The organism is Amaricoccus solimangrovi, assembly GCF_006385685.1.
In the GTDB taxonomy this organism is placed as follows: Bacteria; Pseudomonadota; Alphaproteobacteria; order Rhodobacterales; family Rhodobacteraceae; genus Amaricoccus; species Amaricoccus solimangrovi.
In genome coordinates, this window is the sequence record NZ_VFRP01000010.1 from 113,548 (window position 1) to 139,855 (window position 26,308).

The following is a 26,308-nucleotide window of genomic DNA, read 5'->3' on the forward strand; positions in this document are numbered from 1 at the left end:
TTCCTCTCAGTTCACGGCCAGCCCCGGCGCGCCGCCGTCGCGCTGCTCGGCGGCGATCGCGTCGCGGGCGATGTCGGGGAGGAGCGGCCGCGCCTCCTCCGCCGTCATTCCGGGTCTCAGGCGCGGATCGTAGAGCATCCGGAGCAGGATTTCATCATGCTCGGTCAGGAGCGCGAATTCGAGACTGTCGCTGAAGAGCGAGGGCCGCGCCTCCGGGCTGTCGTTCGGCAGGCCCATCGCCTGCGCCATCTCCTCGTGCACGCAGGAGAGCTTGGTGAGCGGCGGGTGCTCGGCGCGGATCAGGATCAGGACGGAAGCGTAGAGCGCCGGGTTCTCCGGATCGAAGAAGGCGTAGGTGGTGCAGAACGTGTCGAGCGGCGTGTCGCGCAGCGCGTTCATCACCGCCGGCGCGAAGGTGGGGTAACGCTGGCGGATCTGGTCGGCGAAGGCCTCGCGCTCGGAGGAATTCATGAAGAGGACGAGGAAGTTGACCGAGGCGTCGTCGGCCATCGCCATGTCGGTTCCGCTGAGCCGCGCGAGGCGCTTGGTGAAGGCCGCCACATTGCCCCGGTCGTGCGCCGATTCCCGGGGCGTCGACGGGCTCGCCATCGCGGCCACCCGGATCGGCACGGTCCAGCGGCGCAGGATCGAGGGCGATTCCTGGTGCAGGAACTCGCCGTTCACGTCGGTATATTCGTTGTAGAGCGCCACGCGCTCGAAATCGCGCACCAGTTCGGGCACGCCATAGGGCGCGTCGGCGGGCGCGGTCTCGAGCCGGAGCCGGCCGGTCGCGATCAGGTCGCTCTGCACATTGGCGTAGAACTGGCGCAGCGCCGCCTCGTCGCCGACGCGGTCGGGCAGCGGCGGTGTCTCGGGCATCGCGGCGCTCGCCGGGGCGGGCGCCGCCTCGGGCGCGGCCTCCCCGCCGAAGCCGCCGCAGCCGGCGAGCGCGAACAGGAGGGCGAGGGCGAGGCCGGGACGGATCCGCCCCGTGTCGCACCCGCCCGCTCCCTCCGCGGATCCCGCCGCCATTCAGGCTCCCGTCAGGCCGAGGGACGCGGCGCGTCGGTCCGCGCCTTCGCCGAGGCGAGCGTGTCGCGCAACTCGCGCTCCATCCGCTGGAGGCTCTGCTCGGCCTCCGCGCGGCGGGCCTTGCCCTCGTCGGCGATCCTGAGCGAATCCTCGATCGTCGCGATCAGGTCCTCGTTCGCCTTCTCGACCGCCGCGATGTCGAAGACGCCGCGCTCGAGCTCGGTCCGGATCTCGGCATTGGCCTCGCGCAGGTTCTCGGCGTTCTTGCGCAGCAGGTCGTTGGTGAGGTCGTTCGCCTCCTTCACCACCCGGCCCGCCTCGCGCGAGCGGTGCAGCGTCACCGCCTGGGCGAGCTGGGTCTCCCAGAGCGGCACGGTGTTGACGAGGGTGGAGTTGATCTTGGTGACGAGGCTCTTGTCGTTCTCCTGCACCAGCCGGATCGAGGGCAGCGACTGCATCGTCACCTGCCGCGTCAGCCGCAGGTCGTGTACCCGGCGCTCCAGATCGTCGCGCGCGGCGCGCAGGTCGCGCAGATCCTGCGCGGCGAGCATCTTGTTCTCCTCGCTCGCCGCCGCGACCGCCGCCTCCTTCGCGGGAATGTCGGCCGCGTCGATCTCCGCGAGCTTCGCGCTACCGGCGGCGATGTAGAGCGCGAGCTCGCGGTAGAAGTCGAGCGTCTTCTCGTAGAGCTTGTCGAGCGACTTCACGTCCTTCAGCAGCGCGTGCTCGTGCTGGAGCAGTTCGCCGGTGATCTTGTCGATCTGCGCCTGGACGGTCTCGTATTTCGCGGCGAATTCGGCGAGCGGCTCGGCGGCGCCGGTCAGCCGCTCCCACCAGCTGCGCTTCCGGTTCGGGTCGAGCTCGTCCATCGAGAAGCCGCGCAGCGAGCTCACCATCTCGCGCAGCGAATCCCCGGCCGGGCCGACGTCCTTGTTGCGCACGCCCGTCAGCATGTCCTGGCTGATCGACTGAAGCTCGGACTGGGCGGCGGAGCCGAAGCGGATGATCGACTGGGAGTTCCCGATGTCGATCTCCGCCTTGCGGCGTTCGATCTCGGCCCGGGTCGCGGGGTCGGCGGCGCCGGGGTCGAGCACGGGCTCCTCCGGCTCCGGCTCGGGCAGCAGGGTCGCCGTCACGGCCTCGACCTCCCTCAGGGCCGCCTCGGCCTGGGCCCGGACTTCCTCGGTCATGCCTTCTCTCCTTCGATGGGGACGAGTCCATCTTGCCGCAGCCGGTCGCGCAGCACCTCGATCTCGATGTCGAGATCGCCGCGGTTGTCCTCCAGCAGATGGGTTCTTTGCTTGGAGAAGCTGGTCTCGAGATCCGAGAGCAGCGCCTCGTAGCGCTCCTTCGCGCCCGGCGCGCCGCCCCGGTCGGCGAGATCGGCGTATTTGACCGTCGCGTCGCGCAGCCCGAGCAGATAGACGCTGAGGAAGGCGCGCGAGCGCGGCAGGTCGCGCGGGTCGCGCTCCACCACGCGGAAGACCTCTCGGGCATTGTCGCAGACGCGCTCCACCCGGCTCCGGAGCCGCCGGTCGCGCAGCCCGGCGGCGGCCGCCAGCGTGTCGCGCAGCAGTTCCTCGGCCGCGTCGATCGCCTTCGCGACGCGCTCGGCGGCGAAATCGTCGACGCCCGCGATGCCCTTCTTCCGCATCGGATCGACGCCGAAGGCCGCGACATGGGCGAGCGCGGCGACGAGGCCATAGGCGACCGAGCCGAGCCCCTGGTCGAGGCTGAGATAGTTGACGGCGGCGATGGAGACGCCGGTGAGCGCGGCGGCGAAGAGCTTGCGCGGGATCGCCGGGGGCCTCGCGACGGCGCGGGCCGCGTAGGCGGCCTCGGCCCGCTGCCCCTCGGCGAGCAGCCAGGCGGAGCCCGTCAGCCCCGCGAAGCCGCCGAGATCGGCGAGCATCGCCGCCGGATCGCCGGAGCCGATCGCGAAGAGCCCGGCGAAAAGGAGCGGCGCCGGCAACGCGAACATCAGCCGCGCGCGAAAGCTCACGTTGCTCGCGCGGCGGTTCCGGAACGGCGGCGGTGGCGGCGCGGCCCGCCCCTCCTTCGACGCGGCCGGGCCATCGGGGGAATAGGGACCCCCGTAGCGCTGGCCCGCCATCAGGACGGCCCGGCGACCGCCCGGACGGGCGGGGCGCCCGGGAGCGCCGGCGCGGCCATGGCGGCGAATCCGGTCGAGAGCACGATCGCGGCGAGCACGATGAAACCGATCAGTCGCAAGAATGCGCCCCTCTATCCTCACGTGCCCGGCGGTCTTCCGCGCGGGCACTGCGCGAAAGATAGTCACCTCGCGCGGCGGTTGCTAGTACCATGACCCCGGCGGCGGGGATTCGCGCCCGCCGGGGCGCTCCGGGCCTCGGGAGCGGCCAAGGTGCTTTTTTTGGATGTCGATTCGCGCTAGTCTTTTCGCAGGCAGGTCCCGGGCTCGGCGCGGCTCACCGCTCACGAGGACGTGACTCCGCCGTGACCCGGGCATCCTGCCCTGGCCGAATGACTAAAGGGCGCTTTGGAATGGCTAAAGGGACTGTCAAGTGGTTCAACACTGAGAAGGGCTATGGGTTCATCCAGCCCGCGGACGGGGGAAAGGACATCTTCGTCCACATCACCGCCGTCCAGGCGGCTGGCCTGCAGACGCTGCAGGACAACCAGCCGATCGAATACGAACTGATCGACGGCCGCGACGGCCGCAAGAGCGCCGGCCATCTGAAGGTGTGACGGGGACGCGGCCGGGCCCAGGCAGCCCGCCCTTTCCGAGAAAAGCTTGATCGTTTGTCGACGCGGTCGCCCCGGTCATCGCCGGGGCGGCCGCTTCGCTCTGGAGGGCTCTCCGCCGCGCGGCCGTCCCGGACCGGCCGGTTTCGCCGGACGGGCGCCGGTGTCGCGCCGGGCCGGCCCGGACGCTCCGCCCTCGGCCGGCGCCGCGAGGCCGAGCTGGTCGCGCAGCACCTTGGGCCGCACCTCCTCGACCGCGCCGGGCGCGAGATCGCCGAGCTGGAAGGGGCCGTAGGACAGCCGGATCAGCCGGTTCACCGTGAGCCCGACGCTTTCGAGCGCGCGGCGGATCTCGCGGTTACGCCCCTCCCTGAGCCCGATGGTGAGCCAGGCGTTCGCCCCCTGCTGGCGGTCGATCGTCACCGTCATCGGCTGGAAGGTCTCGCCTTCGACCACGACGCCCTTGCGCAGCGGTTCGAGCATCGCCTCGCTCGGCTCGCCCTTGGCGCGGACGCGGTACTTCCGGAGCCAGCCGGTGGAGGGCAGTTCCAGCCGCCGCTTCAGCGCGCCGTCGTTGGTCAGAAGCAGCAGCCCCTCCGAATTGAGATCGAGCCGGCCGACCGAGAGCACCCGCGGCATCTCGGGCGGCAGATGCGTGAAGACGGTGTCGCGGCCCTTCTCGTCGCGGTCGGTGGTCACGAGGCCCGCCGGCTTGTGATAGCGCCAGAGCCGCGTCGCCTCCGCCTGGGCGAGCGGGACGCCGTCGACGGTGATCCGATCCTTCGCGGTCACGTTCAGCGCCGGGCTGTCGATCACGCGCCCGTTCACGGCCACGCGCCCCTCGGCGATCATCGTCTCGGCCACGCGGCGGGAGGCGACGCCCGCGCGGGACAGGCGTTTCGCGATGCGCTCGGATTCGGGTTCGGTGCTCATTCCGACGCTCCTACAGGGGCGGCGCGGCCGCGGCAAAGCAAATCGGGGCGCGAAACGCGCTTGCCGCGCGCGCCCCGCGCATGCGAAGCGGCGGCATGGTCATCTTCGCCCCCCTGATGCGGATCGCGCTCGACGAGGCGCGCGCGGCCGCGGCCCGCGGCGAGACGCCGGTGGGCGCGGTCGTCGCCGATCCCGCGACGGGCGCGGTGCTGGCCCGGGCCGGCAACCGCACGCGGGAGTTGCGCGATCCGACGGCCCACGCGGAGATGCTCGCGATCCGCGCGGCCTGCGCGGCGGTGGGCTCCGAACGCCTGCCCGGGCTCGACATCTACGTGACGCTCGAACCCTGCGCGATGTGCGCCGCCGCGCTGGCCGCGGCGCGGATCGGGCGGATCTACTACGGCGCCGCCGATCCGAAATCGGGCGGGGTCGAGCATGGCGCGCGGGTCTTCGCCCATCCGCAGAGCCACCACCGCCCCGAGGTCTTCCCCGGCATCGCCGAGCGCGAGGCGGCCGACCTGCTGCGCGCCTTCTTCGCCGCCCGCCGCTGAGCCGGGCGAAAACCCGCGCAGACCTTCGCGGGAGTTGTGCGCAACGGAATCGGGGCGCATTACGTTGATCTTAACGAACCGTAAACGTTGAGGTGTTTCATGATCGATCTCCGCGGCGCCCTCGGCGCCCTCGCGCTGGGCGTCCTTGCCATCGTCGGATCCGTTTCCCCCTCGGCCGCCGGCGTCGCCGCGCGGGTCGCCATCCATGTCGACGAGGACAGCCCCGACAAGATGAACATGGCACTCAGCAACGCCCAGAACATCGAGAACTACTACGAGGAGCGTGGAGAGGAGGTCGCGATCGAGATGGTCACGAACGGGGCGGGCATCGCGATGCTGCGCGAGGACATCTCGCCGGTGAAGGACCGGATCGAGCGCATGTCGGAGAAGATGCCCAACCTGACCTTCTCGGTCTGCGCCAATTCGATCGAGACGATCAAGCGGCGCGACGGCGTCGACGTGCCGCTGATGTCCCAGGCGAAGGTCGTGCCCTCGGGCGTCGTGCACCTGATGGAACTGCAGTCCGAGGGCTATTCCTACCTCCGGCCCTGAGGCCGGAGGCGGGGCGATCAGAGCTCGATCGGGACCAGCACCTCGGGCTCGATCACGTCGACCCCGGGCAGACCGTCGGCCAGTTCCTTCGCCGATTGCGCGAGCAGCGGGAAGGTGCGGTAGTGGCAGGGGATCACGGTCCTGAAGTTGAAATAGCGCTTCGCCGCGTAGGCGGCGCGGCGCATGTCCATCGTGAAATGCCCGCCGGCGCAGAGGATGCCGATCTCGGGATGGTGCAGATCCTCGAAGATCTCCATGTCCGCCATCACGTCGGTATCGCCGGAGACATAGATCGTCCGGCCCTCGCCCTCGATCATGAAGCCGGCCTCGGTGCCGCCGTAGACCGGGCCGTTCTCGCCGCCGAGCGAGGAGGAATGCGTCGCGTTGACGAGCGTGGCCCTGACCTTGCCGAGCGCGACGGTGCCGCCCTTGTTGAAGCCCGTCGCCTTGATCCCCTCGCTCGCCTCCCAGAAGCTCACGAGGTCGTAGGTGCCGACGATCGGGATGTCGAGTTCCTTCGCGATCGCCAGCGCGTCGGAGGAATGATCGCCATGGGCGTGGGTGAGCAGCACCTGCGTCGCGCCCGCGATCGCCTCGGCCCGCCGCTCGGCCGGGAACATCGGGTTGCCGGTCATCCAGGGGTCGATGAGCAGCACCTGGTCCTCGATCTCGACGCGGAACCCGGAGTGTCCCAACCATATGATCTTCATGTCGATTTTCTCCTGTCGTCGCGGTAGAAGCGGGATGTCGCGCGAGGGGGACTGTCGATGGACTGGACGCGGGCCGTCAATGCCTATTGCGAACGCGCGGAGCCGGGCTTCTGGGCGGAGCCGGTCAACGCGCTGACCAACGCGGCCTTTCTCGTCGCGGCCGCGCGCGTCTGGCCGATGACGCGGGGCGACGGGGGCGCGCGGCTGCTCGCGGTCGTGCTCGCGCTGATCGGGATCGGCTCCTTTCTGTTCCATACCCTCGCTCAGGTCTGGGCCGGCCTCGCCGACGTGGCGCCGATCCTCGCCTTCATCCTCGTCTATACGTATCTCGCCACCACCCGGTTCCTCGGCGGGCCGCGCTGGGCGGGTCTGCTCGCGGCGGCGCTCTATCTCCCGTTCTCGGCGCTCGTCTCGGGGGCCGCGGAGCGGGTGGCCGGATCGCTGAACGGCTCGGCGAACTATCTGCCGGTCGTTGTCCTGATCGGCGCCTACGCGCTGATCCTGCGCCCCCGGGCGCCCGCGACCGCGCGGGGACTGGCGGCGGGCCTCGCCGTGCTTCTCGTCTCGCTCGCCTTCCGGACCGTCGATTCGGCCGTCTGCGCCAGCTTCCCGCTCGGCACGCATTTCCTCTGGCATCTCCTGAACGCGGCGATGCTCGGCTGGATGATCCGCGTCCTCGTCCGGCATCGGGCGGGGCCGGGCCTTGCGCCGCGGGCCGGGGCGGGGTAGAGGCCAAGCCCGTCGTCCCCGAAACCCTGGAGCCGCCATGTCGATCGACAAGGAGACCGCGCGCCGCGTCGCTCACCTCGCGAGGATCGAGGTCGCCGAGGCGGATCTGGAGCCGCTCGCCACCGAGCTTTCCGCGATCCTCGGCTTCATGGAGCAGCTCGGCGAAGTCGATATTTCCGGCATCGAGCCGATGACCTCGGTCACGCCGATGGCCGCGCCGATGCGCGCCGATGTCGTGAATGACGGCGGCTGCCCCGGGAAGGTTCTCGCCAACGCGCCGGACGCCCGCTCCGGCTTCTTCACCGTGCCGAAGGTCGTCGAGTGATGTCGGATCTCACCAAACTCACCATCGCCGAGGCGCGCGACAGGCTGCGCGCCGGACAGATCGGCGCCGAGGAACTGACCGAGGCTTGCCTCGAGGCGGTCGAGGGAGCCGCCGCGCTCAACGCCTTCACCGCGCCGACGCCCGAGCGGGCGCGGGAGCAGGCGAAGGCCGCGGACGCGCGTCTGCGGCGCGGCGACGCGCCCGACCTCTGCGGCGTGCCGCTCGGCATCAAGGATCTCTTCTGCGTCGAGGGGCTGCCGGCGCAGGCGGCCTCCAACATCCTCGCCGGATTCCGCCCGCCCTACGAGAGCACCGTCACGCGCCAGCTCTGGGAGGCGGGCGCGGTCTGCCTCGGCAAGCTCAACATGGACGAATTCGCCATGGGCTCGTCGAACGAGACCTCGGCCTATGGTCCGGCGGTCAGCCCCTGGCGGCGGCGCGGCGAGGCGACGCCGCTCACGCCCGGCGGCTCCTCGGGCGGCTCGGCGGCGGCGGTCGCGGCGAGTCTCTGCCTCGGTGCCACCGGCACCGATACCGGCGGCTCGATCCGGCAGCCCGCCGCCTTCACCGGGATCGTCGGCGTGAAGCCGACCTATGGCCGCTGCTCCCGCTTCGGCGTCGTCGCCTTCGCCTCCTCGCTCGACCAGGCGGGGCCGATGGCGAAGACGGTGCGCGACGCCGCGATCATGCTCCGGGCGATGTCCGGCCACGATCCGCGCGATTCCACCTCCGCCCCGATCGAGGTGCCCGATTTCGAGGCGGCGCTCGTCGGCGACATGCGCGGCAAGCGCATCGGCATCCCGAGCGAATACCGCGTGGACGGCATGCCCGAGGAGATCGAATCCCTCTGGGTCGAGGGCGCGGAGAAGCTGCGCGCCGCGGGGGCGGAGATCGTCGAGATCACGCTGCCGCACACGAAATACGCGCTGCCGGCCTATTACGTGATCGCCCCGGCCGAGGCCTCCTCGAACCTCGCCCGTTACGATGGCGTGCGCTACGGCCGCCGGGCGCGGATCGGCGCGCGGGAGGGGATCACCGAACTCTACGAGCGCACCCGCGCCGAGGGTTTCGGGCCGGAGGTGCGTCGGCGCGTGATGATCGGCGCCTATGTGCTCTCGGCCGGGTTCTACGACGCCTATTACACCCGCGCGCAGAAGGTCCGCACGCTGATCAAGCGCGATTTCGAGCAGGTCTTCACCGAGCAGGGGATAGACGCGATCCTGACGCCGGCCACGCCGTCCGCCGCCTTCGGCCTCGGCGAGATGGCGTCGAGCGATCCGGTGCAGATGTATCTCAACGACGTATTCACCGTCACCGTGAACCTCGCGGGCCTGCCCGGCGCCGTGGTGCCCGCGGGGCTCGACGGCAAGGGCCTGCCGCTCGGGCTGCAGGTCATCGGGCGGCCCTGGGACGAGGCCGGGATGCTCGACGTGGCCTTCGCCCTGGAGAGTGCCTGCGATTTTTCTGCGAAGCCCGGAAAATGGTGGTAGAAACAACGCCAAACCGGTGAAAACAGGGCGTCGAGCAGATGGACAAGGGGCTTATCGCGGTACTGGCTTTCGGCCTGCTCGGAGGATGCACCTCGGGTGAACTCTCGGTTCCGGAGCCCGTCTCGGTGACCGAGGTACCCTATGGCGGCGCCGACGCGCCCTACGGCTACAACGCGCCGCCGGCGACCGGCGCGGCCTCCACCTCGTCCCCCGATCTCAGCGCGCTGCCCGAGGGCGTCCAGCGTGCTCCCGCGGGCGTGACCACGGCCACCGCCGCCCCCGGCATCGGCCGCCCGCTCGACACGGACACGCTGAACCTGATGCAGACGACGCTCGAGGAGCAGAAGATCGACGCGGCGATCGCCCAGCAGAAGCTCGACGAGGACCGCTCGAAGCTCGTGATCGTTCAGCCGGGCCGGCTGCCGGATCAGGTGAGCGGCGTGAACATCGCGCTCTTCGCGCGGCAGAGCACCAACGCGGTCGGGGAGCGGATCTACAGCCGCGACGGCGGGCTCGGCTTCGGCTCGGCCTGCCGCAAGTTCCGCAGCGGCGACGACGCGCAGCGCGCCTTCCTCGCCGCCGGCGGACCCACGACCGACCAGTACGGGCTCGATCCCGATGGCGACGGCTTCGCCTGCGACTGGGATCCGAAACCCTATCGCGAGCTGCCGAGCTGATCGCGTCGCGGCCGAGCCCGAACCGCGGCGTCCGGCGCGGCGGCGCGCGGCCCGATCTCGTCGTCCTGCATTATACCGCGATGGAGAGCGCGGAGGCCGCGCTGGCGCGGCTCTGCGATCCCGCGGCCGAGGTCTCCGCGCACTACGTCGTCACCGAGCGGGGCGGTCTCTGGCGGCTGGTGCCGGAGGAGGCGCGCGCCTGGCACGCGGGGGCGGGGGCCTGGGGCGCGGTCCTTGACGTCAATTCGCGCTCGATCGGGATCGAGCTCGTCAATCCCGGTCCGCTCGCCGGCCTGCCGCCCTTTCCCGAGCCGCAGATGGCGGCGCTCGAGGAACTGCTCGACGGCGTCATGGCGCGCTGGGGCATTCCGCCGGCGCGCGTGATCGGCCATTCCGACATGGCGCCGGGCCGCAAGGCCGATCCGGGGCCGAAATTCGACTGGCGCCGGCTCGCGCTCGGCGGCCGGGCGGTGTTTTCGTCTAGGGAGATCGCCAGCGCGGCGCCCGACTGGGCCGCCTTCGCCGCGGCCGCCGGTGCCATCGGATACCATGCCCCGGATCCCGGCGGCTGGGCGGCGGTGCTGGACGCCTTCCGGCTCCGCTTCCGTCCCTGGGCGAACGGCCCGCTCTCGGGCGCGGATGTCGGGCTTGCGCGCGATCTCGCGGAGCGGCACCCTTGCGTTGACGCGGCCCGCCTCCCCACATAAAGGAAGCGCGCGCGGATGGCCGGATGGCCGCGGCCCGGGTGACCGGGGCGAGGAAAGTCCGGACTCCGGGAAGGAATGGCGGCGGGTAACGCCCGCCCGGGGCAACCCGAGGGAAAGCGCCACAGAGATCAGACCGCCTCTCCGCGTGGGAGTCGTCCCGCGCGGGGTGGTAAGGGTGAAACGGTGGGGTAAGAGCCCACCGCGCCGGCGGCGACGTCGGTGGCACGGCAAGCCCCGCCAGGAGCAAGGCCAAATAGGGATCGCGTGGGATTTCATCCCAGGGTTCTTCCACCCGAGCGATCCGGGTTGGCCGCTGGAGCCCGTTGGCGACGACGGGCCTAGAGGAATGGCCATCGGCTCGGACCAAGCGATTGGCCGAGCTACAGAATCCGGCTTACAGGCCATCCGCGCGCGATTCTCGCCCAAGTGCGGCGGAAATCCGCCGATGTGGCGCGATTCGGGAGCGTTTTGCCTTGCATCGCGTCAAGACCGTGGCCGGTGCTCGAAACCCGCTGCTTTCATGCCCGCTTCGACAACCATAAGTTGCAGAACATCTAGTGGTAACGCGCTGGTGAGCCTACAAGTTCTGCCCGAATCGTCGGTGCCCTCCCGCCCCCGGACACGCCTCCGGCCGCGCACGCTTCCGCGGGCCAAAGTCCATTGATTTCCATGTTTTCCCATGCTATCCCAATACTCAGGAAAACAGAGGATCACGGTTCAATAGGGCGAAAGACCCAACCAGAAGTTCGGCAGGCTTCATACAGGCACCCCCCTGATTTCCCAAAGTAGACGGACCCGGCGCGACTGGAAAAGAGCAAGCACGCAAAAGCGTGACAGTCGGGCCAAAAAGGGCCCAATCAGGACCGACGGCGGGTCGTGCTTCAGAGGAAGCGCGGCCCGTTTTCGTTCCGCGAGAGGCAGGAGTAGGGCGGGCTTTGCGACCGGCGTTCAGAGGCAAGTCGGTCCACAAGGTGGACGGCAAGGGTCGCGTGTCGATCCCGGCCTCGTTTCGCGTCGAATTGCGCCGCGGCGATCCCGAATGGAGCGATGGCGAACCGCCACGGTTCATCCTCGTCCACGGCCAGGCGCGGCAGGCCGGCTATCTCGAATGCTACACGATCGCGGAGATGGCGCGGCTCGAGCGCAAGATCCGCAAGATCCCCACGCGCGAGGCGCGCGAGAACGCCGTCCGGATGTACATCACCGAATCGACCTACCTCGAGGTCGACCCGAACGGGCGAATCGTTCTTCCCAAGGACTTGCGCGAGCTTATTGGCGCGGAGGATGAACTTCTCTTCCTCGGCCATCTCGACACTTTCCGGATCGCGCTTCCCGAGGTCGCGCGGGCCGAGGAGGAGGCGCGGCGCGCGCGCATGATCGAGGGCGACCCGGGCAGCGACCCGCTCGCCGCGCTCGACCTCATTCCGGACGAGGACGACGAATGATGATGTCTCCCGCTTCCGCCGCCGCGCCCCATGTTCCGGTGCTGATCGGGGCGATCCTCGCACGGATCGCGCCGGTCGGGGGAATCTGGATCGACGGCACCTACGGGGCGGGGGGATATTCGCGCGCGCTGCGGGCGGCGGGCGCCGATCACGTGATCGGCATCGACCGCGATCCGGAGGTGCTGGCGGCGGCGGAACCGGCGGAGGGGATCACGCTCGTGCCCGGCCGGTTCGGCGATCTTGATCGTATTGCGATTAACGCGGGTGCGAACGAGGTGAGCGGGGTGGTGCTCGACATCGGCGTCTCCTCGATGCAGATCGACGCGCCGGAGCGGGGCTTCTCGTTCCAGAAGGACGGACCGCTCGACATGCGGATGGAACGGGCCGGGCCGAGCGCGGCCGATCTCGTGAACCAGCTGCCCGAGGCGGAAATCGCCGACATCCTGTTCCAGTACGGAGAGGAGCGCGCCTCGCGCCGGATCGCGCGCGCGATCGTCGCGGCGCGCCGCGAGGCGTCCTTCGAGACGACGCTGGCGCTCGCCGAGGTGATCGAGCGGCAGCTGCCGCGGCCGAAGCCCGGCCAGCCCCGCGCCGCGACCCGTTCGTTCCAGGCGCTCCGGATCGCCGTCAACGACGAACTCGGGGAACTCGTCCGGGGCCTGGCGGCGGCGGAGCGGATCCTGGCGCCGGGCGGGATTCTCGCCGTCGTCACCTTCCATTCGCTCGAGGACAGGATCGTGAAGCGTTTCCTCCGGACCCGCTCGGGCGGCGCCCCGGCGGGCAGCCGGCACGCGCCGGTGGCCGAGGGGCCGGCGCCCACCTTCGACCTCGTCACGCGCAAGGCGGTGGAGGCCGACGCGGCGGAGGTCGCGGCCAATCCCCGGGCACGCTCCGCCAAGCTCCGGATCGCGCGCCGCCTCGACACGCCGCCCGCGCCGCCCGGCGCGGCCGATCTCGGCCTGCCGGCGCGTCTCGCGCGGGAGATGGGCCGATGAGGACGGTGCTCTATCTCTCCGCCGTCGTGCTCCTCGCGGTCTGCGCCACCTGGGCTTACCGCGTGAACTACGCGACGCAGGACGCGCTGAACCGCGCGGCGGATCTGCGCGCCGACATCGCCGAGGAGCGCGAGGCGCTCGGCGTGCTGAAGGCGGAATGGGCCTATCTCAACCGGCCCGACCGGCTGCGCGCGCTCGTCACCGCCAATGCCGAGGCGCTCGGCCTCGTCGATCTGACGCCCGAACAGTTCGGCGAGGTTTCCGAAGTGGCCTTCCCGCCGCCGCCGCCGCCCGAGGCCGAGGGCGCGGAGACGGGCGCCGCGCCGCCCGCGGGCCCGGCCCCCGCGGCGGCCCACCGCCGCGCGGCCCTCGCGACGAATGGAGCGATCGAATGATCCGGAGACCCCTGCGCCCGCTCGCCCGCGTCCTCTCCGCCAGGGCCGAGGGGTCCGACCCCGACCTGATCGAGGCCGAGGAACGCGCCGCGCGGCTCGCCCAGCGCCACCGCGAGGAGCGGCGCAAGGCCGAGACGCGGCTCATGCTGCTCGGCGCGGTCTTCATCCTCGGCTTCACCGCCGTCGGCGCGCGCATGACGCTGCTCTCCGCCGCCGTGCCGGTCGAGCCGCGCGGCTCCGCCGGGTCCGAGCCGATCCATGCCCAGCGCGCGGATATCGTCGACCGCGACGGGGCGGTGCTCGCGACCAACATCGTCACCGCCTCGCTCTACGCCCAGCCGCGCGACCTGATCGACCCGGCGAACGCGGCGCGCCAGCTCGCCGGGATCTTCCCGGATCTCGACGCCGGCGATCTGACGCGGAAATTCACCGACGGGCGCAAGTTCCTCTGGATCAAGCGCACGATCTCGCCCGAGCAGCGCCAGCGCGTGCACGACATCGGCGAGCCCGGCCTGCTCTTCGGCCCGCGCGAGGTGCGCCTCTATCCCAACGGCGCGGTCGCCGCCCATATCCTCGGCGGCGCCGGCTTCGGCCGCGAGGGGGTGGGCGCGGCCGAGATCGTCGGCACCGCCGGCGTCGAGCGGCAGATGGATTCGCGCCTGCGCGATCCGGCCGAGGTGGACACGCCGCTCCGCCTCTCGATCGATCTCGACGCGCAGGTGGCGCTCGAGGAGGTGCTCGCGAAGGGCATGGCCGACATGAACGCCAGGGGCGCGGTCGGCATCCTGATGGAAGCCGACACCGGCCAGATCCGCGCGCTCGCGAGCCTGCCCGATTTCGACCCGAACCTGCGCCCGGCGCCGCCCGTCTCGGGGGATCCGGCGGACAGCCCGCTCTTCAACCGCGCCGCCCAGGGCCGCTACGAACTCGGCTCCGCCTTCAAGCCGCTCACCGCCGCGCTCGCGATCGAGCGGGGCGAGGTGACGCCCCATACGATGATCGACACCAAGGGCCCGATGAAATGGGGCCGCTACACGATCCACGATTTCCACGACTACGGCGACCGGCTGAGCGTCGAGGACATCCTCGTCCATTCCTCCAACATCGGCGCCGCCCGGCTCGCGATCGGCAGCGGCGCCGCGGCGCAGAAGGCCTTCCTCGGCCGGGTCGGCATGCTCGCCCCCGTCCCGGTCGAACTGAGCGAGGCGGCGCGCACCACGCCGATGCTGCCGCGCAACTGGTCCGACCTCTCGACGATGACGATCGGCTTCGGCCACGGCATCGCGGTGACGCCGCTCCACCTCGCGACGGCCTACGCGGCGCTCGCGAACGGCGGGCTGCTCGTCCATCCGAGCATCCTGGCGAGCGACTGGCGCCCGGGCGAGGCGGATCGGGTGATCTCGGCCCGGACCTCGGCGGAGACGCGCGAGATGCTGCGCCAAGTCGTGGCGCGGGGCACCGCCAACATCGCCGACATTCCCGGCTACGACGTCGCGGGCAAGACCGGCACGGCGGACAAGCCGCTGCCCCAGGGCGGCTACGCGCGCGACAAGACGATCTCGACCTTCGCGAGCTTCTTTCCCGCCGATCACCCGGAATACGTGCTGGTCGTGAGCCTCGACGAGCCGGTGACGATCATCAACAAGACCGCCTTCCGCACCGCCGGCCTGACCGCGGTGCCGGTCGCGGCGAAGGCGATCGAGCGGCTCGCCCCGGTGCTGGGCCTGCGCCCGGAGTATCCGCCGGCGGATCCGGGCCGGACCGCCGATGGCGGGAAATCCCCGGAGCGGGCGGCGTCGCTTTACACCCTTGCCGGAAACGACTAGCCCGATGGACGGGAGCGCGCCCGCGCGGGCGGCGGGCGAGGTCCGGATCCGGGCGCGGAGGCTTTGAGAATGGCGGGCGAGGATCGCGCGGACAAGCTGATGGGGTTCGAGAGCCTCGGCCTGCTGACCGGGACGCGCCGGGGCGGCGACTGGTCCGGACCCCTGCCCGAGATCTCGGGCCTCTCGGTCGACAGCCGCGACGCGCGGCCGGGCCATCTCTTCGCCGCGCTGCCCGGCAGCCGGATGCACGGCGCCGAATTCATTCCCTACGCGCTCCGGATGGGGGCGAGCGCGATCCTGACCGATCCGGCCGGGCTCGCGCAGGTCGAGGGGGCGGAGGGGCCGATGGCGATCCCGGTCGTCGTCTCCGACAATCCGCGCCGGACGCTCGCCATCGCCGCCGCGCGCTGGTTCGGCGCCCAGCCCGAGGTGATGGTCGCCGTCACCGGGACCAACGGCAAGACCTCGGTCGCGAGCTTCACCCGGCAGATCTGGGAGGATCTCGGCGAGCGGGCGGTCAATTTCGGCACCACCGGCGTCGAGGGGGCGGTGAGCGCCCCCCTGAAACATACCACCCCCGAGCCGCTGACGCTGCACGCGCTGCTCGCCGATCTCGCGGTGCAGGGCGTGACCCACGCGGCGATGGAGGCGTCGAGCCACGGGCTCGACCAGCACCGGCTCGACGGCGTGCGCCTGCGCGCGGCCGGCTTCACCAACATCACCCGCGACCATCTCGACTATCACGCCGACGCCGAGGCCTATTTCGCCGCCAAGCGCGGCCTCTTCGACCGCGTGCTGCCGAAGGGGGGCGTGGCGGTCATCAATGTCGACGATCCGCGCGGGCCGGATCTCGTGGCCGTCGCGCGGGAGCGGGGCCAGCGCGTGATCGCGGTCGGTCGGGCGGAGGGAACGGAGCTGCGCCTCATCGGCCAGCGGTTCGACGCGACCGGCCAGGATCTGCTCTTCGCCTGGGCCGGGCGCAGCCACAAGGCCCGGCTCGACCTGATCGGCGGGTTCCAGGCGCATAACGCGCTCGTCGCGCTCGGCCTCGCCATCGGCTCGGGTAGCGATCCGGCCCAGGCGATCGACGCGCTCGAGCGGCTTCGCACCGTGCGCGGCCGGATGGAACGCGCGGCGACGCGCGCGAACGGCGCGCAGGTCTTCGTCGACTACGCCCATACGCCGGACGCGATCGCGACCGCGCTCCATGCGCTCCGCCCGCATGTGATGGGCCGGATCGTGCTCGCCTTCGGCGCGGGCGGCGACCGCGACCGGGGCAAGCGGCCGCTGATGGGCCAGGCCGCGGCCGAGGGGGCGGACGTGGTCTATGTGACCGACGACAACCCCCGGAGCGAGGATCCCGCGGCGATCCGGGCCGAGGTGATGGCGGGCTGCCTCGAGGCGGTCGAGATCGGCGACCGCGCCGAGGCGATCCTGACCGCCGTCGACACGCTGCAGCCGGGAGACGCGCTGCTGATCGCGGGCAAGGGGCACGAGACCGGGCAGATCGTCGGCGACGACGTGCTGCCCTTCGACGACATCGAACAGGCGAGCGTGGCGGTGGCCGCGCTCGACGGGCTGGGGGCCTGAGGCATTGAGCGTGCTCTGGACGCGCGAGGCGGCGGTCGCGGCGACCGGCGGAACCTCCGACCGGGACTGGCAGGCGACCGGCGTCTCGATCGACACGCGCTCGCTCCTGCCGGGCGATCTCTTCGTGGCGCTCACCGCCGCGCGCGACGGGCACGACTTCGTCGCCGAGGCGCTGGCGCGCGGCGCGGCGGCGGCGCTCGTCTCCCGCGTCCCCGAGGGCGTGGCGCCCGACGCGCCGCTGCTGATCGTGCCCGACGTGCTCGAAGGGCTGCGCGCGCTCGGCGCCGCGGCGCGGGCGCGGTTCCGGGGCAGGGTCGTCGCGGTCACCGGCTCGGTCGGCAAGACCGGGACGAAGGAGATGCTGCGCACCGCGCTCGGCGCCCAGGGCCGCGCGCACGCGGCCGACAAGAGCTTCAACAACCACTGGGGCGTGCCGCTGACGCTCGCCCGGATGCCCGCCGAGGCCGATTACGCGGTGATCGAGATCGGCATGAACGCCCCGGGCGAGATCGCGCCGCTCGCCCGCCTCGCCCGTCCGCACGTGGCGATGATCACCACCGTCGCCGCGGTGCATCTCGCCGCCTTCGACGGTCTCGCCGGGATCGCGCGCGAGAAGGCGGCGATCTTCGCCGGGCTCGAACCGGGCGGGACGGCGGTGCTGAACCGCGACGTCGCGCAATATCCGATCCTGCTCGCCGCGGCGCGGCGCGCGGGCGCGCGGCTCGCCCGGTTCGGAAGCACCGGGCGGCCCGAATACCGGCTGCTCGACGCGCAGGTCGGGCGCGAGGGCACCTCGGTCGCCGCGCGGCGCGGCGGCGAGACCTTCTTCTTCAAGCTCGCCGCGCCCGGCGCCCATCTCGCGCTGAACGCGCTCGGCGCGCTCGCCTGCGTCGAGGCGCTCGGCGCCGATCTCGCCCGCGCCGCGCTCGCGCTCGCCTCCTGGCGCGCGCCCGAGGGGCGGGGCGCGCGCTGGACGGTGCTGCTCGGGCCCGGCGGGCTCGACGGTGCCATCCGGCTGATCGACGAGAGCTACAACGCGAATCCCGCCGCCATGGCCGCCGCGCTCGAGGTCTTCGCCGCCGAGAAGCCCGAGGACGGGCTCGGCCGCGTCGCCCAGGGCCGCCGGATCGCCTTCCTCGGCGACATGCTCGAACTCGGCCCCTCGGAACGCGCGCTGCACGAGGGGCTGGCGGAGGTGCCGGCGATGCGCGCGGTGACCAAGGTCCATTGCGCGGGCGGACGCATGCGCGCGCTCTACGAGGCGCTGCCGCCCGGCCAGCGCGGCGAATGGTTCGAGACCGCGGGCCAGATGGCCGAGCGCGTCGGCCGTCTGCTCGACGCGGGCGACATCGCCATGGTCAAGGGCTCGCTCGGCTCGCGCGTCGGGCAGGTGGTCGAGGCGATCAAGCGGCTCGGCGACGCGCGCCCGCCCGACTCGCTCGACTGAGTCTCCGGGGAAACGAAGCCGGCGACCAGGAACAATCCCGCTCCCTGGCGGGGACAACAACCAGACCGCGAGCGGACAGGCCCTCGAATGCTCTACTATCTCACCGAATTCTCCTCCCAGTTCTCGTTTCTGAACGTCTTCCGCTACATCACCTTCCGGGCGGGCGGCGCCTTCATGACCGCGCTCCTGTTCGGCTTCCTGTTCGGGCGGCCGCTCATCGACATGCTCCGGCTGAAACAGGGCCGGGGCCAGCCGATCCGCTCCGACGGGCCGCAGAGCCACATCGTCTCGAAGGCCGGCACGCCGACGATGGGCGGGCTCCTGATCCTCTCGGCGCTCACGGTCGCGACGCTGCTCTGGGCGCGCTGGGACAACGGCTTCGTCTGGCTCGTCCTCTTCGTGACGCTGGGCTTCGGGCTGATCGGTTTCGCCGACGACTATGCGAAGGTGAAGCGCCACACGGTCGACGGCGTCTCGGGCCGGATCCGGCTCGGCGCTGGCTTCCTGATCGCGCTCGTGGCCGGAGCCTGGGCGATGCATCTGCATCCCGCGGGCCTGACGGGGATGCTGGCCTTTCCGGTCTTCAAGAGCCTCCTGCTCCCGCTCGGGCCGGTCTTCCTCGTCTTCGGGATGCTGGTGATCGTCGGCGCCGCCAACGCGGTCAACCTGACCGACGGGCTCGACGGGCTCGCGATCATGCCGGTGATGATCGCCGCCGCCGCTTTCGGCATCATCGCCTATGTCGTCGGCCATGCGAATTTCTCGCAGTATCTCGACGTGCATTTCGTCCCCGGCACCGGCGAGATCACCGTCTTCGTCGCGGCGCTGATCGGGGGCGGCCTCGGCTTCCTGTGGTACAATGCCCCGCCCGCGGCGGTCTTCATGGGCGACACCGGCAGCCTCGCGCTCGGCGGCGCGCTCGGCGCGATCGCGGTGGCGACCAAGCACGAGATCGTGCTCGCCGTCATCGGCGGCCTCTTCGTCGTCGAGGCGCTCTCGGTCATCATCCAGGTCGGCTACTACAAGCGCACCAAGAAGCGGGTGTTCCTGATGGCGCCGATCCACCACCATTACGAGAAGAAGGGCTGGGCCGAGCCGCAGATCGTGATCCGCTTCTGGATCGTGAGCCTGATCCTCGCGGTGATCGGCCTCGCCACGCTGAAGCTGAGGTGAGGCGATGATTCCGGTCCGCGGCTATTCCGGCCACAAGGTTCTCGTCCTCGGCCTCGGCCGCTCGGGCCTGCCCTCGGCGCGCGCGCTCCGCGAAGGCGGGGCGGAGGTGCTGGTCTGGGACGACGGCGAGGCGGCGCGCGCCGCCGCCGAGGCGGAGGGATTCGCCGCCGCCGATCCGACGCGGGGCGGCGGCCTCGACGGCGTGAAGGCGATGATCGTCTCCCCCGGCATCCCGCATCTCTATCCCGCGCCGCATCCGGCGGTCGCCGCCGCCTGGGACGCGGGCGTGGTCGTCGACAATGACATCGGCCTCTTCTTCCGCTCCTTCGCGACGCCGGCCTGGGAGAAGTTCGACCGCGCGCCCACCGTCGTCTGCGTCACCGGCTCGAACGGCAAGAGCACGACCGCCGCGCTCATCGCCCATGTCGCCGGGCTCGCCGGCCGGACCGTGCAGGTCGGCGGCAACTTCGGGCGCGGCGCGCTCGACCTCGATCCGGCGGAGGACGGGATGGTCGTGGTGCTGGAGCTCTCCTCCTACCAGATCGACCTCGCCCGCGCGCTCGCGCCCGACATCGCGGTCTTCATGAACCTCTCGCCCGACCACCTCGACCGGCATGGCGGCATGGGCGGCTATTTCGCCGCCAAGCGCCGGCTCTTCGACCAGGGCGGGCCGGAGCGCAGCGTCATCGGCGTCGACGAGAACGAGGGCCGCTTCCTCGCCAACGTGGTGCGCGAGGAGGCCGGCACCGGCGAGCCGGTGATCCGGATCTCGAGCGGGCGCAAGCTCTCCGGGCCCGGGTGGAACGTCTTCGCGCGCAAGGGCTTTCTCGCCGAATGGCGGGGCGGCAGGCAGGTCGCCTCGATCGACCTGCGCGGCGTGGCGACGCTTCCCGGCGCGCACAACCACCAGAACGCCTGCGCCGCCTACGCCGTGGCGCGCTCGCTCGGGCTCGGGCCGAAGCAGATCGAGGCGGCGCTCGCGAGCTACCCCGGTCTCGCGCACCGCTCGCAGTTGATCGCGACCCGGGCGGACGGAGTGAAGGTGATCAACGATTCCAAGGCGACGAACGTGGACGCGGCGGAGAAGGCGCTCCTGTCCTTCGACCGGATCCGCTGGATCGCCGGCGGCCGGGCGAAGGAGGGCGGGATCGCGGCGCTCGGCCCGCTCTTCGGCCGGATCGCCAAGGCCTATCTGATCGGCGAGGCGGCGGAGGATTTCGCGGCGACGCTCGGCGAGACGCCGTCCGAGATCGCGGGCACGATGGAGCGCGCCGTCGAACGCGCGCTGGCGGAGGCGGAGCCGGGCGAGGTCGTGCTGCTCGCCCCGGCCTGCGCGAGTTTCGACCAGTATGCGAGCTTCGAGACGCGGGGCCGGCATTTCGAGGAACTGGTGAAGGCCGCGCTCGGCCTCTGATACCATCTCCGCATGATCAGATCGGGACTGCTCGGTTGGAGCGCGAGTGGAAGCCAACGTTACCTCCGAGGAGGTTGCGGTTGTTGCCGAGGACGCGGCCGTCGTTCCGCGACGGCGGTGTCGAGAGCGGCGAGGGTGTCAGGCAGGATGTCGTAGATCCTAATGGCAGTATGCCACACTGATCGGAGCTTTCCCGATGCTTGTTGGCTACGCCCGAACCAGCACCCGCGATCAGGTCGCCCTGCCCGCGAATACAACGGGAAAATCCGGCCGCGGCCAGATCGGGGGAACGCTTTCGCGGAGGCAAGTGGCGGAGAGGAAGGGATTCGAACCCTCGAGACGGTTTCACGCCGCCTACTCCCTTAGCAGGGGAGCGCCTTCGGCCACTCGGCCACCTCTCCGTCGCCCCGTATAGGTGGCGGGGTTCGAAAGCTCAAGGGCTTTCGGGAATGGAGGAAAGTCCGGCCGGGAGAAACGAGTTCGACAGCGCGCCGGGGCGGCGGGGATGCGTCGCACCGGTGCCGGGGCCATGCGGGCTCGGTCGCGGGCCCGGGCGGGACGAGGCGGCCGCGGTCGCGGATTCATTCCGCTCAGGCGTCGTCTCCCTCCGCCGTCTCCGACAGCGCCGCCCAGGGGGCGGCCAGCCGGCATTCAAGGCCCGAGGGCGCGAAGTCGATGCGGACCTCGCCCGCGAAATCGCCGGCGAGGACGCGCTCGATCAGCCTGCGTCCGAAACCGCGGCGCGTCGGGGCGCGGACCGGGGGGCCGCCTGTCTCCTTCCAGGTCAGCGCGAGAGCCGGCGCGCCGGTGGCGTCGAGGGCGCGCTCCCAGGTCAGCCGGACCTCGCCCTCAGTCGAGAGCGCGCCGTACTTGAGCGCGTTCGTCGCCAGTTCGTTCACGGCGAGGGAGAGCGAGAGGGCGCGTTTCGGGCCGAGCGCCACGTCCGGACCCGCGATGAAGATCCGCTCGGAGGCGAAGGGGGCCAGCGCCGCCTCCACCACCTCGCGCAGCGGCGCCTGGGTCCAGCGCGCGTCGTTCAGCAGGTCATGCGCGGCCGCGAGCGCGCGCAGGCGCTGGGTGAGCAGTTCGCGCAGGCTCGCGGCGTCGGGATCGCGGAGCGTCTGGGACACGAGCGCGAGCACGGTCGCCAGGATGTTCTTGATCCGGTGCGAGAGTTCGTGCGTCAGCAGCCGCAGGCGCATCTCGGCTTCCTTGGCCGCGGTGATGTCGCGCATCACCCCGAACATGCGGACCGGACGTCCGGCCGGGTCGCGGAGGAATTCGACCTGGCGGGCGATCCAGCGGATCTCGCCCGTGTCGGCCCGGCGGATCCGGTATTCGACCTGGCGGGTGGCCGAGCCGTCGAGCCGGCTCGCCGGGGTCGAGCGCGCCGCGCCGTCCTCGGGCAGGACGAGGGATTCCAGCACGCTGACGTCCACCTCCGGCCGGGGCTCGAGGCCCCAGAGCGCCCAGAGGGCGTCGGACCCGGTCACGCGGTTGTCGGCGATCCCGACCTCGAAGGAGGCGATCCCCGCGACTTCCTGCGACAGGCGCAGCCGCGTCTCGCTGGCGCGGAGCGCGGCGACGGCGCGGCGGCTGTCGTCGACATCGGTGCTGGTGCCGATCCAGCGCGTGATCCGCCCCCCGGCCTCGATCGGGACCGCGCGGATCAGATGCCAGCGCCAGGCTCCGTCGCCCCGGCGCAGCCGCGCCTCGGCCTCGTAGCGCGTCCCGGTTCCGAGCGACCGGCGCCAGAGCCGCGCGACGTCCCGGCGGTCGGCGGGATGGATCAGGCGGATCCAGCCGCCCTCCGCCAGGGGTCGGGCATCGAGGTCGAAATATTCGCGCAGCCGGCGGTTGTACCAGTCCATCGTCCCATCGGGGAGCGTCGACCACATGTGATTGGGCGAGGTGTCGGCGAAGACGCGGAACCGCTGCTCGCTCTCGCTCAGCGCGCTCTGCGCTGCGACACGCTCCGTAATGTCGATCCCCTCGACGAAGATCCCGATGGTCTGTCCCGTCGCGTCCTGTATCGGCTGACAGACGAAATCGAGCAGGCGGTCCATGCTCGGCGCCCCTGGGGTGGGCTGAAGCTGCGCCGGAAAGCCCTGGCCGAGGAAGGGTTCGCCGGTCTCGTAGACGCGGTCGAGCAGCTGGTAGATTCCCTGGCCCTCGATCTCGGGCAGCGCGTCGCGCACCGTCCTGCCGATCACGTCGCGATGGCCGACGAGCTTGCGGTAGGCGGGGTTCACCAGTTCGAATACATGCTCGGGGCCGCTCAGCAGCGCCATGAAGCTCGGCGCCTGCTCGAACATGCGCGCGAGGCGCTCCCATTCGGACGCGACGGCGTGGCGCAGGCGCACGTTCTCGGTGGTTTCCCGGATCGTGATGAAGACGCCGTCGGGGCGGCCATCGGCGTCGGGAATCGGCGAATAGTCGACGCTGATCCAGATCCGCTCGTCGACGCCGTTGCGGCGCACCGTCAGCTCCTGGTCCTCGTAGCTCAGGGTTCCGCCGCCGAGCACGACGCGGAGCACGTTGCGGTTGAAATCGGCGATCTCGGGCCAGGCATCGCAGACCGGCGCGCCGAGGCAGCCGGGGTGCCGCCCCGCGGCGATGGGGATATAGGGATCATTGTAGATCATGAGCCCGTCCGGGCCGAGGAACAGGACCATCGGCGTGGGCGCGCGCAGCGCGATCGAGACCGCCGCGCGCAGATGCGCGGGCCAGCGCCCGATCGGTCCCAGCGGGGTCCGGGACCAGTCGAAGGCGCGGATACGCCCGGCCATCTCGCTCGCTCCGAGCAGGGCGGACAGGGGATCGGGCGGCGCCATCATCTCATCCTCCGGGGCGCCTCGCGCCATCGGGGCAGTTAGTCGCGGCGGCGGGCGCTCCGCAAGGGCGCATCGGGCGGCGCTGCCCGCGGGCAGGGGAGATGCGATCCCGCGCCACCGCGACATATGGCCTCGCCTTCCCCGTCCGGGGGGCATAGGGTGCGCCTCGCGCGCCCCTTGCCGGTTCGCGCATGAGTTCCCTGTGCCCAAGCTTCTGCCGGAGACCATCGCTTCATGGCCCTAGACCTCAGCCTCGTGACCGCCTTCCTGCAGGTCGCGATGATCGACCTCGTGCTCGCCGGTGACAATGCGATCGTCATAGGCCTGGCCGCGGCCGGCCTTCCCGCCGAGCAGCGGCGGAAGGCGATCTTCATCGGCATCATCGCCGCCACCGTGCTCCGGATCGTCTTCGCGGTGCTGGCGGTGCATCTGATGGAGCTGGTCGGGCTCGTGCTCGCGGGCGGCCTGCTGCTGCTCTGGGTGTGTTGGAAGATGTGGCAGGAGCTGCGCCATACCGAGGAATCCGACCGCGCCGCCGAGGAGGCGCTGGGAGACGGGCTGCTCGACATGGGCGAGGACGTGCCGGAGCCGGCGCCGAGTGGTGGCGCGGCGGCGAAGCGGACCAAGACGCTGGGTCAGGCCGTGGGCCAGATCGTGATCGCCGACGTCTCGATGTCGCTCGACAATGTGCTCGCGGTCGCCGGCGCCTCGCGGGAGCATGAGGCGGCGCTGGTTCTCGGGCTCATTCTCTCGGTCGCGCTGATGGGGGTCGCCTCGGCCTATATCGCGCGCCTGCTGAACCGCCACCGCTGGATCGCCTATGTCGGCCTCGCCATCATCCTCTTCGTGGCGGTCCGGATGATCTACGAGGGATCGGACCAGGTGCTCGGCCACGCCCTGCCGGCGATCCCGCTCCTCAAGACCCCCTGACGCCGCCGCGCGACCGGCCTTTCCGGAGCGGCGGACACATTCGTGCGACGGCCCGCGCGGGCGGCCCGTCCGGCGGGACGGCGGCCGGCGCGGAGTGCTATCATGGCGCGCCGGCCAGGCCGCCCGGCGCGGACGCGGCCGGTGTCCAGGGGCCGGCGGAGCGCCGGATCCCCGGCCGGGTGGCGACGACGGGGAGATGTGGGATGACCGCCTACAACGTGGTCCGCATGCGGGTGAAGCCCGGGCGGGTCGACGACTACCTCGCGGCGCATGAGGAGATCGGGATCGCGTCCTTTCCCGGCCTGCGCTCGGTCGCCATCGCGCGCACGGGCGAGCGCGACTTCTGCTTCATCGGCCAGTGGGACGACATGGAGGCGCTGGCCGCGGCGCGGCCGGCGATGATCGCGACGCTCGACCGGGTGCGCGACTTCCTCGAGGATCTCGGCGGCGAGCTCGGGGTCACCGATCCCGTTTCCGGCGAGGCGGTGCTGGAGCGGGAAAGGGAGATGGCCTGAGCGGCGCCCGAAGCGTCCCGGGGGGGCGTCCCGGGGGGCGCGGCCTCTCGTCACGCGGGCGTCACTGGACATGGCGGCGGCGGAGCGGAAGATGCGCGGGAAGATCTTCCGGAGCCTCCACCGCATGACCCGTCGTCCGGCCTCTCCCGCCTCTCTCGTCCGCGCCGCGGCGGCCGCGCTCTCTCTCCTGGTCTCGGGTTGTGGCGCGACCTATCAGGTGCCGGCCAGCGCCGGCGCCTCGTCGCTCCCGCCGGCGCCGGCGGGCGGCGTTCCGGCCGGTCCCGCCCGCGCGCCGGGCGACTTCCGCCGCGTCGCCGCGCGGGTGGAGCCGGTCGCGGAGAGCTTCTGCCGCGAGGAGCATCCGGGCGCGCCGGCCATCGCCTGCGATTTCGCGATCGGGTTGAGCCGCGACCCGGAGATGCCGCCGAACGCCTTCCAGACGCGCGACGAGGCCGGCCGGCCCGTGATCGTGGTGAGCGCCGCGCTCCTGCGCGAGATGACCGACGACGACGAACTCGCCTTCGTGCTGAGCCATGAGGCGAGCCATCAGATCGCGGATCATCTCGGCAAGCAGGAGCAGCAGAGGATCCTCGGGGCGCTGGTCCTCGGCGGGCTGACGGCGGCGGCGGGGGAATACGCGGGGCTCCCGGCGAGCGACGCGCGGATCCGGCAGGCGATGGACATGGGCGCCTTCGTCGGCGGGCGGGCATACAGCCAGACCTACGAGCTCGAGGCCGATACGCTGGGGGCCTTCATCGCGGCGCGGGCGGGCTATGATCCCGAGCGGGGCGCGATGATCTTCCGCAGTCCGGCGCTGGCGGGGGGCGGGGGTTTGCTTGCGACGCATCCGGCGTCGGCGGATCGGATGCGGGGGATCGCGGGTGCGGCGGCGGAGATCCGGCGCCAGGAGGCGATGGGGCTGCGCCCGACGCCGCGGCTTGCGGAGTGAGGGGTCCGGCCTTGGCTTTCGCGGGTTGTCCCCGGCGCGGGGTTTTCGGGGTTCGTTTTGGGCAAGTTGTTGGGATTGTGTGGTATTTCGTGATTTTGGGGAAAAATTCACGGGAGTGTCTTTTTTGGGGTTGCGAGTCGGTGGGTCGGGGCCTAAATAGCGCCTCACCGCAGCGGAGGGGGTCGCAACGATCACCGGCGCGGCGGGAAAATCGGGAGATGACGAGGCGGGACGCGTCGGGTAAGGACGCCATCGCCCTGTTTTTGCCGGTTACGCTCTTTGACATATCTGGAATGATGAAGGGATATGCGGGCGGTTTGGCTTTGTTTTCGACGAAGCGGATCGTTTGCATGTCGACCTGCTAG

General features: G+C 71.3%; 25 protein-coding genes, 1 tRNA gene and 1 other RNA gene. 20 read left to right on the top strand and 7 right to left on the bottom strand.

Going from position 1 to position 26,308, the window contains the following annotated elements; translation table 11 throughout:
* Window positions 1–6: 6 nt before the first annotated feature.
* The 3 genes from FJM51_RS11975 to FJM51_RS11985 are packed head-to-tail and all read right to left on the bottom strand — an operon-like array spanning window position 7 to window position 3,145.
* Window positions 7–1,032 carry a DUF2927 domain-containing protein gene (locus tag FJM51_RS11975; protein ID WP_140454381.1) on the bottom strand — a complete coding sequence of 342 codons (1,026 nt, stop codon included), beginning with the start codon at window positions 1,030–1,032 and terminating at the stop codon, window positions 7–9.
* Between the two features lie 11 nt (window positions 1,033–1,043).
* Window positions 1,044–2,222, bottom strand: coding sequence for a toxic anion resistance protein (locus tag FJM51_RS11980; RefSeq protein ID WP_140454382.1), 1,179 nt, complete (start codon window positions 2,220–2,222; stop codon window positions 1,044–1,046).
* Window positions 2,219–3,145, bottom strand: coding sequence for a 5-bromo-4-chloroindolyl phosphate hydrolysis family protein (locus tag FJM51_RS11985; protein ID WP_140454383.1), 927 nt, complete (start codon window positions 3,143–3,145; stop codon window positions 2,219–2,221). The genes FJM51_RS11980 and FJM51_RS11985 overlap by 4 nt, the downstream gene beginning before the upstream one ends.
* A 410-nt stretch (window positions 3,146–3,555) precedes the next feature.
* On the opposite strand from FJM51_RS11985, the gene FJM51_RS11990 reads away from it, so the two are divergent.
* Window positions 3,556–3,759 carry a cold-shock protein gene (locus tag FJM51_RS11990; RefSeq protein WP_140454384.1) on the top strand — a complete coding sequence of 68 codons (204 nt, stop codon included), beginning with the start codon at window positions 3,556–3,558 and terminating at the stop codon, window positions 3,757–3,759.
* A 75-nt stretch (window positions 3,760–3,834) separates the two neighbouring features.
* On the opposite strand, the gene FJM51_RS11995 is transcribed toward FJM51_RS11990, so the two are convergent.
* A complete protein-coding gene (locus tag FJM51_RS11995; protein ID WP_140454385.1) occupies window positions 3,835–4,689 on the bottom strand; it encodes a pseudouridine synthase in 855 nt (284 codons plus the stop codon).
* Window positions 4,690–4,784: 95 nt separating this feature from the next.
* Between FJM51_RS11995 and FJM51_RS12000 the strand changes: the two genes are divergently transcribed.
* Both FJM51_RS12000 and FJM51_RS12005 read left to right on the top strand, forming a co-directional pair.
* A complete protein-coding gene (locus FJM51_RS12000) occupies window positions 4,785–5,240 on the top strand; it encodes a nucleoside deaminase (protein ID WP_233713087.1) in 456 nt (151 codons plus the stop codon).
* A gap of 99 nt (window positions 5,241–5,339) precedes the next feature.
* The gene (locus FJM51_RS12005) at window positions 5,340–5,792 is read left to right on the top strand and encodes a DsrE family protein (RefSeq protein WP_140454386.1); all 453 of its coding nucleotides are present in this window, start codon (window positions 5,340–5,342) and stop codon (window positions 5,790–5,792) included.
* 17 nt (window positions 5,793–5,809) lie between these two features.
* Here FJM51_RS12005 and FJM51_RS12010 read toward each other — a convergent pair whose 3' ends face one another.
* Window positions 5,810–6,502 (bottom strand): metal-dependent hydrolase, encoded by a 693-nt coding sequence (locus FJM51_RS12010; RefSeq protein WP_140454387.1) that lies wholly within the window; start codon window positions 6,500–6,502, stop codon window positions 5,810–5,812.
* Between the two features lie 57 nt (window positions 6,503–6,559).
* On the opposite strand from FJM51_RS12010, the gene FJM51_RS12015 reads away from it, so the two are divergent.
* The 14 genes from FJM51_RS12015 to murD all read left to right on the top strand — a co-directional run bounded on the left by FJM51_RS12015 (window position 6,560) and on the right by murD (window position 20,715).
* Window positions 6,560–7,231 carry a ceramidase domain-containing protein gene (locus FJM51_RS12015; protein WP_140454388.1) on the top strand — a complete coding sequence of 224 codons (672 nt, stop codon included), beginning with the start codon at window positions 6,560–6,562 and terminating at the stop codon, window positions 7,229–7,231.
* 37 nt (window positions 7,232–7,268) lie between these two features.
* Window positions 7,269–7,556, top strand: a complete 288-nt coding sequence (gatC, locus tag FJM51_RS12020; protein WP_140454389.1) for an Asp-tRNA(Asn)/Glu-tRNA(Gln) amidotransferase subunit GatC — start codon at window positions 7,269–7,271, stop codon at window positions 7,554–7,556.
* A complete protein-coding gene (gatA, locus tag FJM51_RS12025; protein WP_140454390.1) occupies window positions 7,556–9,046 on the top strand; it encodes an Asp-tRNA(Asn)/Glu-tRNA(Gln) amidotransferase subunit GatA in 1,491 nt (496 codons plus the stop codon). The genes gatC and gatA overlap by 1 nt, the downstream gene beginning before the upstream one ends.
* A 38-nt stretch (window positions 9,047–9,084) precedes the next feature.
* Complete coding sequence (locus FJM51_RS12030) at window positions 9,085–9,723, top strand: hypothetical protein (RefSeq protein ID WP_140454391.1); 639 nt, start codon at window positions 9,085–9,087, stop codon at window positions 9,721–9,723.
* Window positions 9,723–10,430 (top strand): N-acetylmuramoyl-L-alanine amidase, encoded by a 708-nt coding sequence (locus tag FJM51_RS12035; RefSeq protein WP_497707166.1) that lies wholly within the window; start codon window positions 9,723–9,725, stop codon window positions 10,428–10,430. Before FJM51_RS12030 ends, FJM51_RS12035 begins: the two co-directional genes overlap by 1 nt.
* 11 nt (window positions 10,431–10,441) lie before the next feature.
* Window positions 10,442–10,843, top strand: an RNA gene (rnpB, locus tag FJM51_RS12040) — RNase P RNA component class A.
* Window positions 10,844–11,365: 522 nt separating this feature from the next.
* The gene (locus FJM51_RS12045) at window positions 11,366–11,875 is read left to right on the top strand and encodes a division/cell wall cluster transcriptional repressor MraZ (protein WP_181164538.1); all 510 of its coding nucleotides are present in this window, start codon (window positions 11,366–11,368) and stop codon (window positions 11,873–11,875) included.
* Complete coding sequence (rsmH, locus tag FJM51_RS12050) at window positions 11,872–12,870, top strand: 16S rRNA (cytosine(1402)-N(4))-methyltransferase RsmH (protein ID WP_438502756.1); 999 nt, start codon at window positions 11,872–11,874, stop codon at window positions 12,868–12,870. Before FJM51_RS12045 ends, rsmH begins: the two co-directional genes overlap by 4 nt.
* A complete protein-coding gene (gene ftsL / locus FJM51_RS12055) occupies window positions 12,867–13,265 on the top strand; it encodes a cell division protein FtsL (RefSeq protein WP_181164539.1) in 399 nt (132 codons plus the stop codon). Before rsmH ends, ftsL begins: the two co-directional genes overlap by 4 nt.
* Window positions 13,262–15,091, top strand: a complete 1,830-nt coding sequence (locus FJM51_RS12060) for a peptidoglycan D,D-transpeptidase FtsI family protein (RefSeq protein ID WP_140454394.1) — start codon at window positions 13,262–13,264, stop codon at window positions 15,089–15,091. The genes ftsL and FJM51_RS12060 overlap by 4 nt, the downstream gene beginning before the upstream one ends.
* Before the next feature lie 69 nt (window positions 15,092–15,160).
* Window positions 15,161–16,681, top strand: a complete 1,521-nt coding sequence (locus FJM51_RS12065) for a UDP-N-acetylmuramoyl-L-alanyl-D-glutamate--2,6-diaminopimelate ligase (protein ID WP_233713089.1) — start codon at window positions 15,161–15,163, stop codon at window positions 16,679–16,681.
* A 4-nt stretch (window positions 16,682–16,685) separates the two neighbouring features.
* Entirely contained in the window at window positions 16,686–18,128 is a 1,443-nt protein-coding gene (locus tag FJM51_RS12070; RefSeq protein WP_140454395.1) for a UDP-N-acetylmuramoyl-tripeptide--D-alanyl-D-alanine ligase, read from the top strand.
* Between the two features lie 87 nt (window positions 18,129–18,215).
* Window positions 18,216–19,301 carry a phospho-N-acetylmuramoyl-pentapeptide-transferase gene (gene mraY, locus FJM51_RS12075; RefSeq protein ID WP_140454396.1) on the top strand — a complete coding sequence of 362 codons (1,086 nt, stop codon included), beginning with the start codon at window positions 18,216–18,218 and terminating at the stop codon, window positions 19,299–19,301.
* Window positions 19,302–19,305: 4 nt separating this feature from the next.
* On the top strand, window positions 19,306–20,715 hold the full coding sequence (gene murD / locus FJM51_RS12080; RefSeq protein ID WP_140454397.1) for a UDP-N-acetylmuramoyl-L-alanine--D-glutamate ligase: 1,410 nt from the start codon (window positions 19,306–19,308) through the stop codon (window positions 20,713–20,715).
* 308 nt (window positions 20,716–21,023) lie between these two features.
* On the opposite strand, the gene FJM51_RS12085 is transcribed toward murD, so the two are convergent.
* Window positions 21,024–21,116 (bottom strand) — tRNA-Ser (locus FJM51_RS12085).
* Between the two features lie 189 nt (window positions 21,117–21,305).
* Complete coding sequence (locus tag FJM51_RS12090) at window positions 21,306–23,552, bottom strand: PAS domain-containing sensor histidine kinase (protein ID WP_181164540.1); 2,247 nt, start codon at window positions 23,550–23,552, stop codon at window positions 21,306–21,308.
* Window positions 23,553–23,783: 231 nt separating this feature from the next.
* On the opposite strand from FJM51_RS12090, the gene FJM51_RS12095 reads away from it, so the two are divergent.
* From FJM51_RS12095 to FJM51_RS12105, 3 genes are all read left to right on the top strand, one after another.
* Entirely contained in the window at window positions 23,784–24,479 is a 696-nt protein-coding gene (locus FJM51_RS12095; protein ID WP_140454399.1) for a TerC family protein, read from the top strand.
* Between the two features lie 203 nt (window positions 24,480–24,682).
* Complete coding sequence (locus FJM51_RS12100) at window positions 24,683–24,994, top strand: putative quinol monooxygenase (RefSeq protein WP_140454400.1); 312 nt, start codon at window positions 24,683–24,685, stop codon at window positions 24,992–24,994.
* 124 nt (window positions 24,995–25,118) lie between these two features.
* On the top strand, window positions 25,119–25,943 hold the full coding sequence (locus FJM51_RS12105) for a M48 family metalloprotease (protein WP_181164541.1): 825 nt from the start codon (window positions 25,119–25,121) through the stop codon (window positions 25,941–25,943).
* Window positions 25,944–26,308 lie beyond the last annotated feature (365 nt).

What these genes read in the sequence shown, in the direction of transcription:
- FJM51_RS11975 (WP_140454381.1), bottom strand. Translation starts at nt 1,032, where the DNA reads ATGGCGGCGGGATCCGCGGAGGGAGCGGGCGGGTGCGACACGGGGCGG.
- FJM51_RS11980 (WP_140454382.1), bottom strand. Translation starts at nt 2,222, where the DNA reads ATGACCGAGGAAGTCCGGGCCCAGGCCGAGGCGGCCCTGAGGGAGGTC.
- FJM51_RS11985 (WP_140454383.1), bottom strand. Translation starts at nt 3,145, where the DNA reads ATGGCGGGCCAGCGCTACGGGGGTCCCTATTCCCCCGATGGCCCGGCC.
- FJM51_RS11990 (WP_140454384.1), top strand. Translation starts at nt 3,556, where the DNA reads ATGGCTAAAGGGACTGTCAAGTGGTTCAACACTGAGAAGGGCTATGGG.
- FJM51_RS11995 (WP_140454385.1), bottom strand. Translation starts at nt 4,689, where the DNA reads ATGAGCACCGAACCCGAATCCGAGCGCATCGCGAAACGCCTGTCCCGC.
- FJM51_RS12000 (WP_233713087.1), top strand. Translation starts at nt 4,785, where the DNA reads ATGGTCATCTTCGCCCCCCTGATGCGGATCGCGCTCGACGAGGCGCGC.
- FJM51_RS12005 (WP_140454386.1), top strand. Translation starts at nt 5,340, where the DNA reads ATGATCGATCTCCGCGGCGCCCTCGGCGCCCTCGCGCTGGGCGTCCTT.
- FJM51_RS12010 (WP_140454387.1), bottom strand. Translation starts at nt 6,502, where the DNA reads ATGAAGATCATATGGTTGGGACACTCCGGGTTCCGCGTCGAGATCGAG.
- FJM51_RS12015 (WP_140454388.1), top strand. Translation starts at nt 6,560, where the DNA reads ATGGACTGGACGCGGGCCGTCAATGCCTATTGCGAACGCGCGGAGCCG.
- gatC (WP_140454389.1), top strand. Translation starts at nt 7,269, where the DNA reads ATGTCGATCGACAAGGAGACCGCGCGCCGCGTCGCTCACCTCGCGAGG.
- gatA (WP_140454390.1), top strand. Translation starts at nt 7,556, where the DNA reads ATGTCGGATCTCACCAAACTCACCATCGCCGAGGCGCGCGACAGGCTG.
- FJM51_RS12030 (WP_140454391.1), top strand. Translation starts at nt 9,085, where the DNA reads ATGGACAAGGGGCTTATCGCGGTACTGGCTTTCGGCCTGCTCGGAGGA.
- rsmH (WP_438502756.1), top strand. Translation starts at nt 11,872, where the DNA reads ATGATGATGTCTCCCGCTTCCGCCGCCGCGCCCCATGTTCCGGTGCTG.
- ftsL (WP_181164539.1), top strand. Translation starts at nt 12,867, where the DNA reads ATGAGGACGGTGCTCTATCTCTCCGCCGTCGTGCTCCTCGCGGTCTGC.
- FJM51_RS12060 (WP_140454394.1), top strand. Translation starts at nt 13,262, where the DNA reads ATGATCCGGAGACCCCTGCGCCCGCTCGCCCGCGTCCTCTCCGCCAGG.
- FJM51_RS12065 (WP_233713089.1), top strand. Translation starts at nt 15,161, where the DNA reads ATGGCGGGCGAGGATCGCGCGGACAAGCTGATGGGGTTCGAGAGCCTC.
- mraY (WP_140454396.1), top strand. Translation starts at nt 18,216, where the DNA reads ATGCTCTACTATCTCACCGAATTCTCCTCCCAGTTCTCGTTTCTGAAC.
- murD (WP_140454397.1), top strand. Translation starts at nt 19,306, where the DNA reads ATGATTCCGGTCCGCGGCTATTCCGGCCACAAGGTTCTCGTCCTCGGC.
- FJM51_RS12090 (WP_181164540.1), bottom strand. Translation starts at nt 23,552, where the DNA reads ATGATGGCGCCGCCCGATCCCCTGTCCGCCCTGCTCGGAGCGAGCGAG.
- FJM51_RS12095 (WP_140454399.1), top strand. Translation starts at nt 23,784, where the DNA reads ATGGCCCTAGACCTCAGCCTCGTGACCGCCTTCCTGCAGGTCGCGATG.
- FJM51_RS12100 (WP_140454400.1), top strand. Translation starts at nt 24,683, where the DNA reads ATGACCGCCTACAACGTGGTCCGCATGCGGGTGAAGCCCGGGCGGGTC.
- FJM51_RS12105 (WP_181164541.1), top strand. Translation starts at nt 25,119, where the DNA reads ATGACCCGTCGTCCGGCCTCTCCCGCCTCTCTCGTCCGCGCCGCGGCG.